This window comes from Clostridiales bacterium, assembly GCA_030016385.1.
Taxonomy (GTDB): Bacteria; Bacillota; Clostridia; order Clostridiales; family Oxobacteraceae; genus JASEJN01.
In genome coordinates this window covers 90,444-108,788 of the sequence record JASEJN010000001.1, presented here as the reverse complement: position 1 = coordinate 108,788, position 18,345 = coordinate 90,444, and the positions used below count along the sequence as shown (strand labels likewise).

The following is an 18,345-nucleotide window of genomic DNA, read 5'->3' as shown; positions in this document are numbered from 1 at the left end:
ATTTTCATTATATGAAGAGGCTTTTCAAATGTGACTTGGCAAAAGCGGACTTTCCGCTAATTGCTCTTTCCATAATATTCTTCAGATATAAAATATGCACCCAACTTGAAGTTTCCATTTCAAGGTTAAAATATAAATCTATATATGCACATATGCGCGGGATGTTTAATATTTATAGATTAAGGTATTCTTTTTTTGTATTTAAAGGAGCGGACCAAATGCTAATTTCACTTGATGGTAGAGGCGCTTCATGGTACGCCGGAACAGGTATCGGAACATATACAAGACAGATTTTAAAGAACCTTCTTACGATAGACGGCTCGAACAATTATTATATTTTCTGGTCCGGCAGTGAGTATAGTCCCTTTAAAAGAGATAACGCAAAAATCAGCCTGTCCAGCAAAAAGCATCACAGGTTCTGGGAACAATATTATATACCGCAGGTATTAAAGAGTAAAAATGTCGATATATATCATGTTCCCCAAAACGGTATGGGTTTGCCCCAGTCAAAATATTGTCTCTATATAGCGACCATACACGATCTCATACCTTATATAATGCCTGAAACAGTTGGAAGGAGCTATCTTACAAAGTTTTTATCACAGATGCCCCAGGTAATTTCAAATATAGACATGATAATCACCGTATCTGAATGGTCAAAGAAGGATATAATGAGAATATTCAATGTTCCCGATGAAAAAATTGCCGTAACTTACCTTGCTGCCGATGAAATGTTTACTCCAATGGACAAAAAAGCGGCATCCGAATTTATAGGACAGAAGTATGGCATAAACAAAAACATGATATTATATATAGGAGGATTCAGTCCGAGAAAAAATGTAAAATCGATTTTAGTGGCATTTTCAATGATATATAAAAATCTTTCGAAAGATTATTGCATAACCATAATAGGTTCGTCAAAAGACGATCATCAGTTTTTGACAAAGCTTGCACAGACTCTTAACATAGATGATAAAGTATTTTTTACAGGATACGTACCATATGGCGACCTTCCGTATTTTTATAATGCATCGGATTTGTTCGTGTACCCCTCACTTTATGAAGGCTTCGGCCTTCCGGTTCTTGAAGCAATGTGCTGCGGTACGCCGACAATAACGTCCAATATATCATCCATACCCGAAGTTGCCGGCGATGCCGCACTTTTAATAAACCCCTTCGATACTGAAGAACTGGCAAAGGCAATGGAAGATGTGCTGGAGGATAATAACAAGAAAATTGACCTTATAAGCAAGGGATTTAAGCAGGCATCAAAATTCAGCTGGGAAAAAACCGCGGCTGAAACTCTTAAAATATATGAAAAACTGTACAATAGCAGAAAATAAGGAGCCGGAAAGCCCCTTATTTTCTGCTATTGCCAGATGGAATAATTGCCGTTAAACTTGCTGATGCCCTCAGTGCTTCCTATAATGATCAGTAAATCGCCTTTATGGATGATATCATTGGCACCCGGAGATACATTTACACTATCACCGTTTTTAATAGCAATTATATTTATACCATATGTGGCCCTCATATTAATCTCATAAAGAGCCTTCCCGACCCATTCATCAAGTGCAACTATCTCAAATATCTTATAATTTTTAGACAGCTCTATATAATCCAGTATGCTGGCTGAAAAAAGATTGTTCGCTACCCTTGCGCCCATATCCCTCTCAGGGAACACAATCCTGTCGGCACCGATTTTACGCAAAACTTTAGCATGAAGATCGCTGTCGGCCTTTGCAATAACATATTTTACTCCCAGCTCCTTGACTATGATAGTCGTCATTATATTCGATTGCACATCCGAACCTATACCGATAATCGCAACATCAAAGTTGCCGAGGCCGAGCTCCTTTAAGCTTTTTTCATCCGTGCTGTCAGCCTGCACCGCATGAGTAACATTATCCGCTATCTCCTGTATGGCATCTTCTCGAGAGTCGATGGCCAATACTTCATATCCAAGATCATAAAGGTTTTTGGCAACAGATGCTCCAAACCTTCCAAGACCAATAACCACAATTTGCTTTTTCTTCATGAGAAATACCCCCCTATCCGATTAATATTTTCCCTTCAGGATAATGGATCATATTATTAGCCTTTTGAGCTATAGCCAGGCCCAGTGTAATAACGCCCACCCTGCCGCAGAACATGGTAAATGAAATTAGCAGTTTGCCTATCACAGTAAGCTTGGGAGTCAAACCTAACGTTAAACCGACGGTCCCGAAAGCCGACGTGACTTCATATAAAATATCTTCAAGAGAAGCTCCAACTTCAGTAATGGATAATACCATTGATACGGTTAGAACAAGGACGATGCCAAGCGTCGCAACTACAGCAGCCTTTTTTATAGTATCATCTCCTACTTTATTCTTGAATACCACCGTATCCTCTCTTCCCTTTATAGCAGCAATAATTGTCATAATAAGCACTCCGAAAGTTGTCGTTTTAATACCTCCTGCTGTTGACCCTGGAGACCCCCCTATAAACATGAGAATTATCGTCAGAAATCTTCCGGCAGGAGTCATCCCGGAAGTGGATATTGAGTTGAATCCTGCAGTCCTAGGAGTAACAGCAGCAAAAAATGAAGACAATACCTTCCCCCCTACAGGCATATTGGCAATAGTTTTAGTATTGCTCATCTCAAATATGAACATCAGGAATGCTCCGCCAAATATCAATATCGCTGTCATAGTTATTGCAAGCTTGGAATGCAGCGAAAGCTTCCTTTCTTTTCTATAATGGAACAGCTCTTTCCAAACGGAAAACCCAAGGCCGCCGATTACTATAAGCGAAGCAATCGTGATGATAATAACGGAATTTTCTGCATATGGCGTAAGGCTTCTAAAGTTTCCTATTATATCAAAACCGGCATTACAAAAAGCCGATACCGAATGAAATAACCCATAATATATACCCTTTAAAAATCCATAAACCGGAACAAACTGTGTCGACAACAATATGGCGCCGCATGATTCAACAACAAAAGTAAAAATCAGCACACTCTTAATAAGCCTTACGACGCCTTGCAGTGTAAATGTATTCATGGCTTCCTGCATAACAAGCCTTTCATGAAGAGTTATCCTTTTCTTCAAGAATAATGCTATCAGGGTTGCAAACGACATGAAGCCAAGCCCGCCTATCTGTATGAGGATCATAATGACTGTCCTGCCAAAATAATTCCAGTTCGTATATGTATCCACAGTTACGAGTCCTGTAACACAAACTGCGGATGTCGCGACAAACAAGCAGTCCACAAACGGCGTAAGCCTCCCGCCGTTGGACGAAATCGGCAGTGAAAGAAGCACCGCTCCTGAAAGAATGACTAACGCAAAGCCAATAGCTAAAATCTGCACAGGTTTTAATCTTCTTTTAGAATTTAATTCGATCTGCATATCCCCACATCCAATTAATTATTCTACATAAAAAACCAAAATAGATTCCCATAGAAGCAAAGCTTATCCATGAGTGATAATTAATATTATATTCTTTTAAATTTTACAGTCAATACATTATTGCAATTTAATGTATATTCTATATTTAATGAATATTACTTCAGCTGCTAATGGGCAGGGTACATCAAGAAGCTAAGAAAAAGCCCGTTGTTTTCGCATCAATCACCGGTAACATATAAAATCAAGGGGCATATTATAAAAATGGTAGTTTGATTTGGGAGGAAATACTTTGTCTATCAACAATTATAAATATTACATTCATACATTCTGTCCTGTAATTTATATGATACCATATATGCCTCCAATGGCTGAATTCGATGAATTCGGTAATTCAGGTGATCAAATGACGAGGCAGCTATCCTGCGATACGGCAAGGCTTCTTTCGCTTTTCGAATCGGAATCGTCCGAAAGCTTTACAGAGCTTTCAAGATACAGAATGCCCAAATTCTTTGTAAGACGGATTTTAAAATCGGTAATAGGCTATGTTTTAAAAAATGCAAATATGTCTGAACATCCTTCCGAACCTGCAGAAAGGTACGCGGAAAAATTGCTTGCCACTTTACTGTCAAGGAAACCTATATTCCAGCGCATATTTTTGACTTTCGGAGTTCCTGTATGCGTCTTAAGAGGCATACTTCTCAAACTCATTATTTTTGTGCTGAAAAACATGAAAGTAAAAAATTCAATTGACCCTGCAGTAGACAGGGTGCTTAAAATAGTTGAAAATACTACAGATGTATTTGTAATCTTAAACACATATGGTATATCATTATACGAATCACGATTGGCTGTAACCTCAATAGCCGAGCATATAATTAAAGAAATAACCGGAAAGTTATCTTCCGCAAATATCGAGGAGAATCTTCCAAAAACAATCGATGAAATCATAAACACGACAGATATCTATAATGCCCTTATTTCAAAAGGCATACCGGATTCAAAAGCAAGGGATATCATAAAGACCACCGCCTATGTATCGCTAAAGCAGGTAATATAAAGTGGATATATATTTGAAGAACATTATGGAAATAGCAATTAGCTGAAAGTCTTTAGAGTCTGTTAACTTTAGCTTCAGGATAAGCAGAATCAATGCCTGAACTTAAGTGAGTTTTGATTCTGCCCTGAACAAGTTTATGGATTCTTAAGGCTGCGGCCTTAGAACTTACAAAACTTGAATCTGGGAATGAGTGTTCAAAATAACATAGAGCCCATATTACGAATCGAAAAACCGTTTTAAAACAGGAATTGATTAAACAAATTTTTAATGTTATAATTATTCTGTAAAAGCTTATTTTTTTGTAGATTTTGTGCAATCGTTTGCATTTATATTTGCATTAATACTGGAGGAAAAAGTATGAACCAATACCTGGAAATAGATGAATGGAATATTGTAGAAAATGGTTTTCATCCCGAAAACAATAGATTCTATGAAAGTATAATGAGCCTCGGCAACGGCCATATGGGCATCAGGGGAAATTTTGAGGAAAATTATTCAGGCGATACATTGAAAGGAACATATATTGCGGGGGTATATTATCCGGACAAAACAAGAGTCGGATGGTGGAAGGTAGGCTATCCCGAATACTTTGCAAAAGTAATCAACGCACCGAATTTTATAGGAATAGGCGTTTTGATTAACGGCGAAGATTTAGACCTTGCAAAGGCAAAGGTTATAGATTTTAAACGCATACTAAACATGAAACACGGCTTTCTTTTAAGGAAATTTACCATTTCGGATTTCATGAATAAAAAATACAAAATCGAAGTAAAAAGATTTTTAAGTGCCGTGGATTTTGAAACAGCGGCTATATCCTACAGCATAACACCTCTTGACTGTAACAGTAAAATCACATTCATCCCATATATAGACGGAGACGTATCCAATGAGGACTCTAACTATAATGAAAAATTCTGGGAAGAGCAGGATAGGGATGTAAGTTATGGCTCAGGATATTTGACCATGAAAACTAAAAAGCTTGATTTCTATGTTTCATCGGCAATGGCATACAGCATGATTCTGGATAACTCCCCCATCGATGGCAAAACTGATATAATCACTAAAGAAAAATACATTGCAAACAGGATAGGAGTCGATGTAAAAAGCGGCAGTACAATTACATTATATAAATATATAGCCGCTGCCAGCAGCAGGTACCATGCTGTTTCCACACTTTCAGATACTGCTTTGAAAATGGCATCCAAAGCCCGGGAAAAAGGATTCAATACACTTTTTGATGAGCATTCCAGAACCTGGGAGGACCGCTGGACTGAAAGCGACATATCGATTGAAGGTGATGCCGCTGCACTTCAGGGGATAAGGTTTAATATTTTTGAACTCAATCAAACTTATACAGGAGATGATCCCGAACTTAATATAGGTCCTAAAGGGTATACAGGGGAAAAATACGGAGGGAGCACTTATTGGGATACGGAAGCCTTTTGCCTTCCTTTCTATTTAAGTACAAGAGAAAAAAGCATAGCAAGAAATCTCCTCATGTACAGATATAATCAACTTGGAAAGGCAAAAGAGAATGCCAGAAAATTAGGGCTGAGCGGCGCTTTATACCCCATGGTGACGATGAATGGCGAAGAATGCCACAATGAATGGGAAATAACATTCGAAGAAGTACACAGGAATGCTGCAATATCATATGCAATATTCAATTATGTTCGTTATACAGGCGACGAAGAATACATTGTCGACTACGGTTTTGAAGTTCTTGTGGAAACAAGCAGATTTTGGGCTTCGAGAGTTACCTACAACCCTTCCAAGGGCAAGTACATGATACTTGGGGTTACAGGCCCCAACGAATATGAAAACAATGTGAATAATAATTGGTACACCAACACCATGGCGGCATGGAATATTGAATACACACTAAGAGTCTCCGATATTTTAAAAGGAAAATACCCGGAAAAATATTTGATGCTAGTTAAAAAGCTTGGCTTATCGGATGAAGAGATGAAAAAATGGAAGCATATTTATTTAAATATGTACTACCCTTATGTAAAAGAACTCGAAATATTTGAACAACAGGATGGATATATGGATAAAGAGCAGCGACTTGCATCGGACATACCGCCGGAGGATCTGCCCATAAACCAGCACTGGTCATGGGATAGGATATTAAGATCATGTTTTTTAAAGCAGGCGGACGTGATAATGGGATTATTTTTATTGGGTGACAGGTTTGATATGGAAACCAAGAAGCGCAATTTCGATTTTTACGAGCCAAGAACAGTACATGAATCTTCCCTCTCCGCTTGCATATATTCAATAATGGCAGCAGAGATAGGTTATGAAAAGAAGGCTTATAAGCTGTATCTTCGCACGGCAAGGCTGGATCTTGACAATTATAACAACGATACCCAGGATGGCCTGCACATAACCAGCATGGCAGGCACATGGATGGCCATAGTTTACGGATTTGGCGGTATGCGGATAAAAAATAATACATTATGTCTGAATCCGTTTGCGCCGGAGGGATGGAAAAGTTATTCCTTTAAAATATTATTCAGGGAACACCTGCTTAAAATAACCGTGGATCAGCACAAAGTTACAGTAAAACAAGAAAAGGGGTCTCCCTTTAATATAAATATGTTCGATAAAGTTTACGCCATGCCGCAGCATGGCATCTTAACCGTCAATGTTAAGAAAAACAATATTATATAAAAATATTATCAAAGGGACATGTAGCTCCGGTATATATCCGGTACATTGCTCAAAAGTGTCCCTTAAGCTTGGAGGGATAAGATTGGTTAAAAATGGTTTACCCACAGTTGCTTACTTTTCCATGGAATACGGACTTGATTCTTCATTCAAAATTTATGCAGGCGGACTTGGAATACTCGCAGGCGATTATTTAAAAGGCGCTAAAGATTATGGTTTTCCCATAGTCGGCATAGGCATCAAGTGGAAACAAGGATATACTGATCAAAAAATAGATAGGGATGGGCATCCCTATGATGAGTACCATAATTATAACTATGACTTTCTGAAAGACATAGGTATAAAGGTAAAGGTAAGCATCAGAAAGAGAGATGTTTATTGCAAAGTATGGAAGGTGGACTGCTTTGGCAATGCTCCTCTGTACCTTCTGGATACGGACCTTCCTGAAAATGAGGACTCATGGATCACCGGACAGCTCTATGGATGGTTCGGTGAAGAAAGAGTTGCGCAGGAAATGGTCTTAGGCATAGGTGGCGTCAGGGCATTAAGAGCCCTTGGGATAAAGCCTGATATTTACCATTTCAACGAAGGCCACGCAGTATTCGCCGGCCTGGAGCTTATCAGGGAAAAAATTGAAAAGGGCATCCCCTATGAGGAAGCTTTCAAATCCGTCAGAAACAGGATAGTATTTACCACCCATACTCCGGTAATCGAAGGAAATGAATCGCACTATATAGACAGGCTTTTGTATATGGGAGCAAATGATGGACTTAAAGCCGATAAACTCGTTGAAATAGGCGGCGATCCATTCAATATGACAGTCGCCGGGCTCAGGCTGTCTAAAATCTCCAATGCCGTATCAAAGCTTCATATGAAAACGGCAAACATAATGTGGGCAAATGTTAAAAACAGGTCTGATATCATAGGCATCACAAACGGTATTCACATACCTACATGGGTAGATCCGGATATGCTGTCTGCTGCAGCAGGCAATGGAGATATTTTTGAATCACACATGAAAAATAAAAACAGGCTCATAGGGTTTGTGAAGGAAAGAAACGGCATAGAGCTAAACCCAGACTGCCTGCTTATAGGTTTTTCAAGACGAGCGGCTCCATATAAAAGAAGCAACCTTATATTTAAGGACAGCTCAGTGATAGGGTCCCTTTTAAATGGCGGAAAGATACAGATGATATTCTCAGGCAAAGCCCATCCCTTGGATGATACGGGAAAACAAATAATAAGCGATATAGTAAATATATCAAAACAGTATCCAAAAAGTGTTATATTCCTGGAAAACTACGATATGACTATAGGAAAGATGCTTACGAGGGGATGCGACGTATGGCTGAATAATCCTGTAAGGCCCAAGGAGGCCAGCGGTACTTCAGGCATGAAAGCTGCAATGAACGGCGTACTCAACTTAAGCATACTTGACGGATGGTGGCCTGAAGCCTGTCAGGACGGAATCAACGGCTGGCAGTTTGCCGGCGGATACGAGTCTGAAAATGAGTCGGAACTTTATGAGCATGATTCAAAAGCCCTTTACAGGGTGCTTCAGGAAAAAGTTATACCCACATATTACAGCAACCGTACAAAATGGATTGAAATGATGAAAAGCAGTATATTAAGCACAAAGGATAAATTTTCTATAAAAAGAACCCTTGAAGAGTATTTTGAAAATATGTATGAGATTTGAAATCCATTAATATAAAATATGCTAAAATTGCAGGGCACAAAGAGTTGAACTAACTACCGTGCCCTGCAATTTTACCTTTTTATAAGCTGAGTCTTAACTATATAATGATTTGTTACCATTTTTACATTCTCCAGCTTTTCAATGAGCAGCCGTGCAGCATTATATCCAAGCTCCTCTGCATTTATATCCACCGAGGAAATAGGTATAGGCTGATATGCGGCAAGAGGTATATTATTAAACCCTACCATTGGGATTTTGTCCATGCCTCTGTCCTTTACGGCTTTCATGGCGCCAAATGTAAACAGATCATCTATTGCGACCACCGCCGAGGGAATTTTATAATCCAATATTTCATTCATGGCAGCATAGCCACACTGCTCCGTGAAATTATTCTCCTGGACTATCAGCTTTTCATCGATGGATATGCCGTTAGTACTTAAAGCCTCCTTATATCCCTTAAGCCTGTCCCTTGACATGATCATATCCTGGGGCCCGCCTATAAACCCTATTGCCGTATGCCCCTTTTGTATGAGGAAATTGACGACCGTATACATGGCCTGGAAGTTATCATTGTCGACCCACAAAACACCTTCCGGCTCCTCCGGCCTCCCTATTACTGCAAACGGATATTCCTTCTCCTTTAAATATTGTATGCACTTATCGCTGTGCCGTGCTGTAAGCAGTATTATGCCATCCGTAAGCCTGCTTGAAATATAGCGCTTTATATGGCTTAATTCTTCTTTTTCACTTTTACCGAATGCATACATAATATAGTATCCTCTGCTTTGGGCATATATGCTTATGCCGGTCATCGCCTGTATGAAGAATGGGTTTTTAAATAAATCATCGGCTTCATTTGGAAGAATTATGCCAAGTATCCTGGTAGCTTTATTTGCAAGGCTCCTCGCAATAGCATTCGGATGGTAATTCATTCTTTTTATTATATCGGTGACTCTGTTTTTAGTCTCTTCGCTTATTTTAGGGTTATTTGCTATTACCCTCGAAACAGTAGAGGTAGAGACATTTGCGGCTTTGGCAACATCCTTTAATGTGGCACACATAATCTATCACTTCCTATATCCAACTTTTTATTTGTCTGTTCGTCTTTTATTTAGTGTGATTTTGCAAATATACAGCAGCAAAATTACAGCCAGCGATACAGCAGCAATAGGCAAGATTACTATCGGATAATTCGTATTGCTGCTTTTACAACTCAGTATCCTTACCCCTAAAGGCTCAATTTTGAAATTTAGAGTGCCATCTTTGATATTTGCCCTCTCTGAATCAAGCAAATCAGAAACGGCGCCATTTTTTATGCTTAACTCCGAAACTTTTATGCTTACATCTTTTTCACTGTCCGACGTATTAAATGCTGCTGTTATTGTATTGCCTTCGAAACTTCGCGAATAACACAGGATATCGCTGTCTGTCTCCAAAACCTTTATATCGCCTCTCGTTAAAGATTTGTTGTTTTTCCTTATGGAGGACAATTTTTTTACGTAATTCATTATCGGCGACTTTACGGACCATTCCATATCCCTTCTGTTGTCTGGATCTTTACCGCCATCCATCCCGATTTCCGTCCCGTAATACATAATCGGAATGCCTGTGTACGTCATCATAAAAGCTAAAGCTTGCTTTAATTTTTCATCCCTGTTCTTATCTATATCATTTATAAACCTTGGTACATCGTGATTATCTATAAATGTGCCAAGCAGATATCTATTCTTATAACTGCCACCCTTATTTATCACATCCTCAAGTTTCATCTCCGGACTGCCGTTTTTAAACACATCCGTTATTGCAAAATAAGCAGGATAATCCAGAAGCCCATCTACTCCGGTATTCTGGTAATCTGATACATAATCTATGTTTCCGTCAAATACTTCACCGATTAGATAAATATCAGGATAATCCTTTTTAATCTCTGATGTAAAGTCCCTCCAGAAGCTCTTCGAGACATGCTTCATCGTATCCAACCTGTAGCCATCGATGCCGGTCTCTTTTATCCACCATTTTGCCATATCTATCAAATATTTTTTAACCTCCGGATTATCCTGGTTCAAGTCCGGCAATCCCGCAAGCCATCCGTTTTCGACCAACTTCTGGTCATTGTAATCTGATATATCGACATTCTCATGAAACCAGTCTTTATATTTTGGATCGTCTACCCACGGATGCTGCTGCCCTGTGTGATTTACAACAAGATCCACAATAACCTTCATATCCTTTGAATGGGCTTTTTGCACAAGTTCCTTTAACTTGTCGATAGTCCCCAAATGCTCATCAGTCTTGTAAAAATCCACTGTCCAGTATCCGTGATAACCTCCCGGCTGGTTTTTTACAACAGGTGTTATCCATATTGTTGTAAAGCCCAGGCTTTTAATATAGTCCAGCTTATCTATTATGCCTTGAAAATCGCCGCCGTGGTATGCTGAAGGGTCATTTTTATCCACATCTGCATCATTCGATTTATCTCCGTTAAAAAATCTGTCCGTCATTATAAAATATATCATATCATCCTGTGTAATTTTATATTTGCTACCTGAAGCATAAACACCTTTTACCGGCATCAGAAAAAAAGCAATAATTATAAAGCTTGCTATCCTTCTTGAATAACTCTTTTGCACCTTGCCTCCCCCTTTTTAGCCTATACCGATTCCAACTACAGCAAAGCAGCCTTCAATATTTTTATGCCATTTCCCGGAAGCTCTATATTATTTTCAATATTTACCTCTTTGCCGTTTAATAAATCCAGATAACTTCCGGCAATACCCTCTATTCTTACTTTTAAATCATCATCGCTGTTATTTAAAATCACTATTATCTTTTCATTATTCAGCATTCTCTTAAACGCAATAATATTTTTATTCTTATATATGGTTTTATAATCTCCATACACCAGCGCTTTGTTCTCTTTTCTTATATGGTTTAATGTCCTGTAAAATTCCAGAAGCTCCTTGTTCTGTTTGCTATCATCCCATATCATGCATTTTCTGCATAAAGGATCATTTCCGCCCAACATGCCCACTTCATCTCCATAATATATATAAGGCATGCCGATATAAGTGTACTGGAATGCGACGGCCAATTTCATCCTGCAGACATCCCCCCCGCATTCAGTCAGGAATCTCGGGGTGTCATGGCTGTCTAAAAGATTCAATAAATTCATATTTATATTTTTCATATATAGGGCCCTTGCAGCCGAGAGCTCATTATCGAATTTCTCTGCGGTAATTTTACGCTTTGCGAAAAAATCGGTCATTACTTCTTTGAATGGATAATTCATTATACTGTCGAGCTGATCACCCTTAAGCCATGAACATGCTTCATGCTGTATTTCACCTACAATAAATGAATCCGGCTTTGCCTTCTTTACGACCTTTCTAAATCCCCTCCAGAAGGAATGATCTACCTCGTCGCATACATCAAGCCTCCATCCATCTATACCTGTTTCTTTTATCCAGTATTTTGAGACATCCAGCAAATATTTCTTTACCTCGGTATTGCCGGTATTCAACTTCGGCATGGTGGACACGTTATTTGCAAATGTCACATAATTAATTTTGTCTGTCGATACGGGGAAACTTTTTATGAAGAACCAATCTTTATATGCTGATTTTTCCTGCTTGGAAAGCACATCCGAAAATGCAAAAAAATCGCTCCCGCAGTGGTTGAATACCGCATCGAAAAGAACCTTAATCCCGAGTTTGTGAGCATTTTTCACTAATTCTTTTGCAATTTTGATATCTCCAAAGTGGGGATCTATTTTATAATAATCCTTTGTATTGTATTTATGGTTTGAAGACGACAGAAATACAGGGGTAAGGTATAATATAGTAACTCCCAAATCCTTAAGATACGGAAGCTTCTCCATTATGCCCCTTAAATCCCCTCCGAACATAGATTTACGGTCTACAGCCCCGCCCCAAGGCAAAACCCCCTCAGGATCATTTCCCTTATCCCCGTTATAAAATCTGTCCGGAAAAATCTGATAGATGATCCCTTCCTGTGCCCATTTCACTTTCTTGTACACATCAGCCGGGGAAATGAAGGGAAATTGAAATGCTCCTCTTTCCTCTTCGGGCTCTTTGCTGAATCCTCTCTCATTATAATAAAAAACTTCTCCATCTGTCCCCTCAATTCTAAAATTATACCTGTATCTGTTTCCATCAACATGTATTTTCGTTTCAAAATAGTCAAACAACCCGTCGCTGTTTTTACATTCCATATCTTCAATGTGAAATGGATTTTGCCAGTCATACCTGTCTTTATATAAAACCTTGCAGCTTTTTAAATCCCCTTGAGAAGCCCTAAGCATTAAAAATAGATTATTTTCATCTTCAGCATAAGCATATGGTACATCAGTTATATGAAATATCGCCTGTTTATTCATTTAAATTCTCCTATCCTTAATTTTTATCCCTTAAGTGCTCCTGCAACCAATCCTTTTGCTATAAACCTTTGCAGCATCATAAATACTATCATAATGGGAAGCGATGCCATTATAGCTGCTGCCGAGAATTGAGTCCAATTTGTAGAAAATTGATTTCTAATAAATATCTGAAGGCCCAATGCTACGGTGTATAAAGAACTATCTTTTATAAGTGCGCTTGTGAATACAAACTCACCATAAACTCCAATAAAGCTAAACAGGAATATAACCGCAAGCATGGATCTCGAAAGGGGTATTATTATTTTCCAAAATACCTTCCAGATGCTTGCGCCATCTATCATCGCCGCCTCATCTAATTCTCTCGGGATTCCATCTATAAAGCCCTTATAAAGCCAAATATTATAGGCATTTCCTCCTGCACATACCAATATCAACGCCCATAATTGATCCATAAATTGAAATCTATATGCAATGCCAAGTATAGCGGATACAGACATCATACCTGGAAACATCTGAAGTATCAATAGACCCAAAAGTTCGCCTTTTCTTCCCCAGAATTTCATCCTTGAAAAAGAATAAGCTGCAGTTGCAGTCATTAAAAGCTGCAAGACTGCTACACTGAAGCAAACATACAGACTGTTCCTAACCCATATTTTAAAGTCAGTCTCTTTGAGAACTTTTATATAATTATCAAAACTCCAGTGCTGCGGAAATATGCTTCCCTGAGAAAACGCATCGCCTTTTGCCATCGAAGCTGACACAACAGTAATAACAGGGAAAAGAGTTATTACAATTATTATCCATAGAGTTATTCTTTGAAACCATAGTTTACGTATTTCTCCAGGCCTTAGCTTCTGATGAAATTTTATTCTTTTATTTTTGCCAGTGTTTCTTACAATACTTTCCATCATTCTACCTCCTTAAATGCACCTGAAAGCTTCAAGTTAACAAAACTCAAAGAACCGATAATAATAAATATCAATATGGATAACGCTGAACCGATATTGTACATATTATATTGCATTGCAAGTTTATATGTTGAAGAAATCAATATATCGGTGTAGCCAGCATACTGTGATCCTACTTTTGCAGGAAGACCTTCCATTATCAACCATGCGGCCCCGAAGTTATTAAAATTAAAAGCAAATGATGAAATCAAAAGAGGGTATGAAGTACTTGCAATCGAAGGCAATGTTATATTAATAAATTTCTGCCACCAATTTGCGCCTTCAATATCAGCAGCTTCATAAAAATTGTCCGGTATCTGTGAAAGCGTACCAATACATATATTCATCATATACGGGAATCCCAGCCATATATTTGCCGTCAATATACCTATCCTTGCCCATGTTGGATCTGTAAACCACGGAATAGCCTTAGAAATAATATGAAGCTTCTGCAAAACAAGGTTAATTCCTCCATAGTTTTCGTTTAATAAACCTTGCCATGTCAATGTAGCGATAGTTCCTGGAATTGCCCAAGGGATAATTAAAATTCCTTTATATATAGTAGCCTCTTTCATATTAGGATTGTTTAAAAGCAAAGCTATAAGAAGCCCAATTATAAAGCATCCAAATGTGGATACAGTTGCAAATATAATAGTCCAACTTAAAACCGGTAAAAATATACTCTTAAAAGGTCCGCTTATAATCTGTACAAAATTATCAAAGCCCACAAACTTGTAATCGTAAAGATGGTTTAAATTATAATTTGTAAATGCGTAATAAAATGTAATTCCAATAGGCATAATACTTAATAAAAAAATTGATATCAAAGCAGGTGACTGATATATAAATGGTCTTATCGCATTATAGGCATTTTGCCTGTTTTTATTTATTTTAGCTTTCATTTTCCCCTCCTAAAGGCGGGCGCCTTTTATATAATTACTACATCTATTCCAATCATAAAAATCATTTATTAAAAGAGAGGGTTTTTAAACCCCCTCATAATAAGTTCCTATTTTTGCTGTTGTGCAATTCCCTGATTTACCTGGTTGACAATATTTTTGGCGACATCAGCTGGTTTTGATTTTCCGGCGCATAAAAGTGTAAGATTATCTCCAACTGGCTTCCAGACCGCCGCCATCTCAGGTATATTCGGCATAGGTGTTCCATATTTAGCTTGCTCAGCAAACGCCGACATTATTTCATTGCTTTTAACTTCATCCTTATCAAGTTCTGAATTTAAAACAGGTATCCTGTTTCCGATCTTAAATAAAGGCATAGGTGAATTCTTTATGAGGTATTTCAACAAATCCCATGCTGCATCTTTGTTTTTAGATTTTGAATTAACGAATGCTGCCTGAATTCCAACAAATGAAGGCGTAGGCTGTCCGTTAGTTTTGGGGAGCGGCACAACTTTAAAGTTCACTCCCTTATCCTTAAATCCCTGGACATCCCAAGGGCCGCTTATATAAAACGCTATCTTTTTATTCTGAAAAGCAGCTTTTGCATCATCTCCCTTAATCGTTGCAGGCATAAACTTATATTTCTGAATAAAATCTGCTATCAGCTGATATCCTTTTACAGCTCCATCATTTCCAAGACCTATATCTTTAGGATCGAGGGAACCATTGTTAGTCTTGAATACATATCCGCCATTTGCTGCAATAAATGCATATGAATAATAGAAATTATTTATATCATACTGGAAACCTAATTTTTGCCCCTGAGAAATAAGATCATCCGTTGATTCTGGAGGCGTTTGCACTTTATCGGTGTTATAGAAAAGTCCATATGTTTCCATAGATAATGGTATTCCGTACATTTTTCCGTCATAAGAAACAGCATCCAAAGACATTTGTACATAATCAGATTTATTTATCGTTCCGTCAGGAACCTCTTCAAGAAGTTTGGCTTTTTGAAATGTACCAAGGTTATCATGGGCGATACCAAACATTATATCAGGTGCCTTACTGCTGTTTGCAGCTTGAAGATATGCCTGAAAATCGCCTTTATCAGCTTGTACTTTTACGGTATTACCAGTATTTTTTGCCCATTCCTGTGCAATAGGGTCTAATGCTTTTACTTCCGCATCTGTAAGATGGGACCAAACAATTAAATTTTTACTCTCCTTTGCCGGAGATTTTCCAGAAGTATTATTATCTTTTTTCCCACAAGATGTAAAAATGCCTAATACTAATGCTAAAACACACGCTGCAGAAACTATTTTTTTAATACCCTTCATAAAAAGTTTCCCCCTTATTATTAAAATAATCTATGCAATCGCTTGCACAATTTTATTATATTACTCTTTTATAAAATTGTCAAACTATTATTATCATTTCTGCAATTCATAACATACCGTTTTATAAAGGATAAAAAATAAAGCTTGAAGAAAAAACTTCAAGCTTTATTTTAATGTAACCTTAAAGTATATTTTTTTGCCCTTTCTTATCATCATGGTGCCATCTTTAAAATCATCTTTTGATATTCTTCTGTCTATATCGTCTATCCTTTCGTCATTTATATAAATACCACCCTGCTTTATAAGACGCCTCGCCTCACCCTTCGACGGAGTCAAACCTGTAAGGGTCAGCATATCCAAAAGCTTTGAATGACTTTCAAGATTATCTATATCTATGACTGTACCGGGGACAGATTTAACATCCCCTGCATTTTCAAACAGCGATTCTGCGGCAGCTCTCGCTTTATTTGCCTCTTCTTCTCCATGAACAAGCTTTGTAACTTCGTAGGCCAGCACTTTTTTCGCTTCGTTTATCTCCTGATCCTTAAGAGAACCAAGTCTGTTTACTTCTTCCATCGGCAAAAAAGTCAAAAGAGACAGACATTTTTTGACACTGGCGTCATCTACATTTCTCCAGTACTGGTAAAATTCATAAGGGCTTGTTTTTGAAGGATCCAGCCACACTGCTCCTGAAACGGTTTTACCCATTTTTTTGCCTTCGCTGTTTGTTAAAAGCGTAAATGTAAGGCCATATGCACTCTTTCCTTCTTTTCTTCTTATCAAATCTTCTCCTGCAAGTATATTCGACCACTGATCATCCCCGCCCATCTCAAGCACGCATCCATATCTTTTAAAAAGTTGATAAAAGTCGTATCCCTGCATGAGCATGTAGTTAAATTCCAAAAATGATAGTCCCTTTTCAAGCCTTAATTTAAAGCATTCGGCAGTAAGCATTTTATTTACAGAAAAATATACGCCTATATCCCTTAAAAAATCTACGTAATTGAGATTTAAAAGCCAATCCCCATTATCTGCGATTATAGCTCTCCCATCCGAAAAGTCTACCAGCCTTTCAAGCTGTTTTTTTATGCACTCGGCATTGTGCCTTATCTGATCTTTTGAAAGCATTTTCCTCATATCCGTTTTGCCCGTCGGATCACCGACCATTGCAGTGCCGCCTCCGATCAGTGCTATAGGCCTGTGCCCGGCCCTCTGCATATGCGCCATGGCCATCATGGCAAGAAAATGCCCGATATGCAAGCTATCCGCCGTAGGATCAAAACCTATATAAAAAGTTACCTTCTTTTTATCAAGCAACTCCCTTATTTCATCTTCATTTGTAGCTTGCTGAATAAATCCTCTTTCCTTAAGTGTTTCATATACGTTAGACATTTTAAAACCTCCTGTAATACTTATAAACACATTATAAGGTATTAACAAGGATAATGACAAGTGAAAATATTATGTACCTTCGATTCGTAATATGAACTCTATGTTATTTTGAGCGACGAATGAGCATTAAATCATCCTGTATTTGGAGGATGATTTAATGCTCATCGTATATATAGCCTATTTCCAGATAGTGCTTTGTTATGTTATATATTTCATCTTTCGGAATCCACCCGTAAAACATGAATCTGTCATTTATCATTACATAAGGCAGCTTGTATCCCTCATCATAAATCATTTTTACGGTTCTATAATAATCATCCATATTGTCTACCATAAGGTCGACAAATTTTATATCAACATCCGTGCCAATATCCGAGTTTTTTAGATAGTTTACAAGGTCGTTAAAAAGATATCCCATCGTCTTGCCATGGGAATGTTTTTTATGTTTGCTTCTTCCTCCTGCAAGTCCGTCCCATAAGCCAAATACAATAATGTTAGCCCTCGGGTTCATATAAAAACACCACCTGAACAATGATTTAATCTGCTT

14 protein-coding genes are annotated in these 18,345 nt (G+C 38.0%); 4 read left to right on the top strand and 10 right to left on the bottom strand.

The annotated features are described in order from the left end of the window. Positions 1–218 precede the first annotated feature (218 nt). Positions 219–1,343, top strand: coding sequence for a glycosyltransferase family 1 protein (locus QME45_00430; protein ID MDI6617126.1), 1,125 nt, complete (start codon positions 219–221; stop codon positions 1,341–1,343). Positions 1,344–1,369: 26 nt separating this feature from the next. Here the strand turns inward: QME45_00430 and QME45_00425 are convergent, their stop codons facing one another. Both QME45_00425 and QME45_00420 read right to left on the bottom strand, forming a co-directional pair. Next, positions 1,370–2,038 carry a TrkA family potassium uptake protein gene (locus QME45_00425; protein ID MDI6617125.1) on the bottom strand — a complete coding sequence of 223 codons (669 nt, stop codon included), beginning with the start codon at positions 2,036–2,038 and terminating at the stop codon, positions 1,370–1,372. A gap of 13 nt (positions 2,039–2,051) precedes the next feature. Next, entirely contained in the window at positions 2,052–3,395 is a 1,344-nt protein-coding gene (locus tag QME45_00420; protein ID MDI6617124.1) for a TrkH family potassium uptake protein, read from the bottom strand. A 289-nt stretch (positions 3,396–3,684) separates the two neighbouring features. On the opposite strand from QME45_00420, the gene QME45_00415 reads away from it, so the two are divergent. The 3 genes from QME45_00415 (at position 3,685) to glgP (ending at position 8,824) form a co-directional block, all read left to right on the top strand. Further along, a complete protein-coding gene (locus QME45_00415; protein MDI6617123.1) occupies positions 3,685–4,452 on the top strand; it encodes a hypothetical protein in 768 nt (255 codons plus the stop codon). Positions 4,453–4,809: 357 nt separating this feature from the next. Further along, positions 4,810–7,128, top strand: coding sequence for a family 65 glycosyl hydrolase domain-containing protein (locus QME45_00410; protein ID MDI6617122.1), 2,319 nt, complete (start codon positions 4,810–4,812; stop codon positions 7,126–7,128). 82 nt (positions 7,129–7,210) lie between these two features. Next, positions 7,211–8,824, top strand: coding sequence for an alpha-glucan family phosphorylase (gene glgP, locus QME45_00405; GenBank protein ID MDI6617121.1), 1,614 nt, complete (start codon positions 7,211–7,213; stop codon positions 8,822–8,824). 71 nt (positions 8,825–8,895) lie between these two features. Here glgP and QME45_00400 read toward each other — a convergent pair whose 3' ends face one another. The 8 genes from QME45_00400 to QME45_00365 all read right to left on the bottom strand — a co-directional run bounded on the left by QME45_00400 (position 8,896) and on the right by QME45_00365 (position 18,309). Beyond that, positions 8,896–9,885 (bottom strand): LacI family DNA-binding transcriptional regulator, encoded by a 990-nt coding sequence (locus QME45_00400; GenBank protein MDI6617120.1) that lies wholly within the window; start codon positions 9,883–9,885, stop codon positions 8,896–8,898. 27 nt (positions 9,886–9,912) lie between these two features. Further along, positions 9,913–11,454, bottom strand: coding sequence for an alpha-amylase family glycosyl hydrolase (locus tag QME45_00395; protein MDI6617119.1), 1,542 nt, complete (start codon positions 11,452–11,454; stop codon positions 9,913–9,915). Positions 11,455–11,489: 35 nt separating this feature from the next. After that, positions 11,490–13,220 carry an alpha-glycosidase gene (locus QME45_00390; protein ID MDI6617118.1) on the bottom strand — a complete coding sequence of 577 codons (1,731 nt, stop codon included), beginning with the start codon at positions 13,218–13,220 and terminating at the stop codon, positions 11,490–11,492. Positions 13,221–13,243: 23 nt separating this feature from the next. Further along, positions 13,244–14,131 (bottom strand): sugar ABC transporter permease, encoded by an 888-nt coding sequence (locus tag QME45_00385; protein ID MDI6617117.1) that lies wholly within the window; start codon positions 14,129–14,131, stop codon positions 13,244–13,246. Next, the gene (locus QME45_00380) at positions 14,128–15,069 is read right to left on the bottom strand and encodes an ABC transporter permease subunit (GenBank protein MDI6617116.1); all 942 of its coding nucleotides are present in this window, start codon (positions 15,067–15,069) and stop codon (positions 14,128–14,130) included. Before QME45_00380 ends, QME45_00385 begins: the two co-directional genes overlap by 4 nt. A gap of 107 nt (positions 15,070–15,176) precedes the next feature. Next, complete coding sequence (locus tag QME45_00375) at positions 15,177–16,406, bottom strand: maltose ABC transporter substrate-binding protein (protein ID MDI6617115.1); 1,230 nt, start codon at positions 16,404–16,406, stop codon at positions 15,177–15,179. Positions 16,407–16,571: 165 nt separating this feature from the next. After that, a complete protein-coding gene (gene tyrS, locus QME45_00370) occupies positions 16,572–17,798 on the bottom strand; it encodes a tyrosine--tRNA ligase (GenBank protein ID MDI6617114.1) in 1,227 nt (408 codons plus the stop codon). A 154-nt stretch (positions 17,799–17,952) separates the two neighbouring features. Next, complete coding sequence (locus QME45_00365) at positions 17,953–18,309, bottom strand: hypothetical protein (GenBank protein ID MDI6617113.1); 357 nt, start codon at positions 18,307–18,309, stop codon at positions 17,953–17,955. Positions 18,310–18,345: the final 36 nt, after the last annotated feature.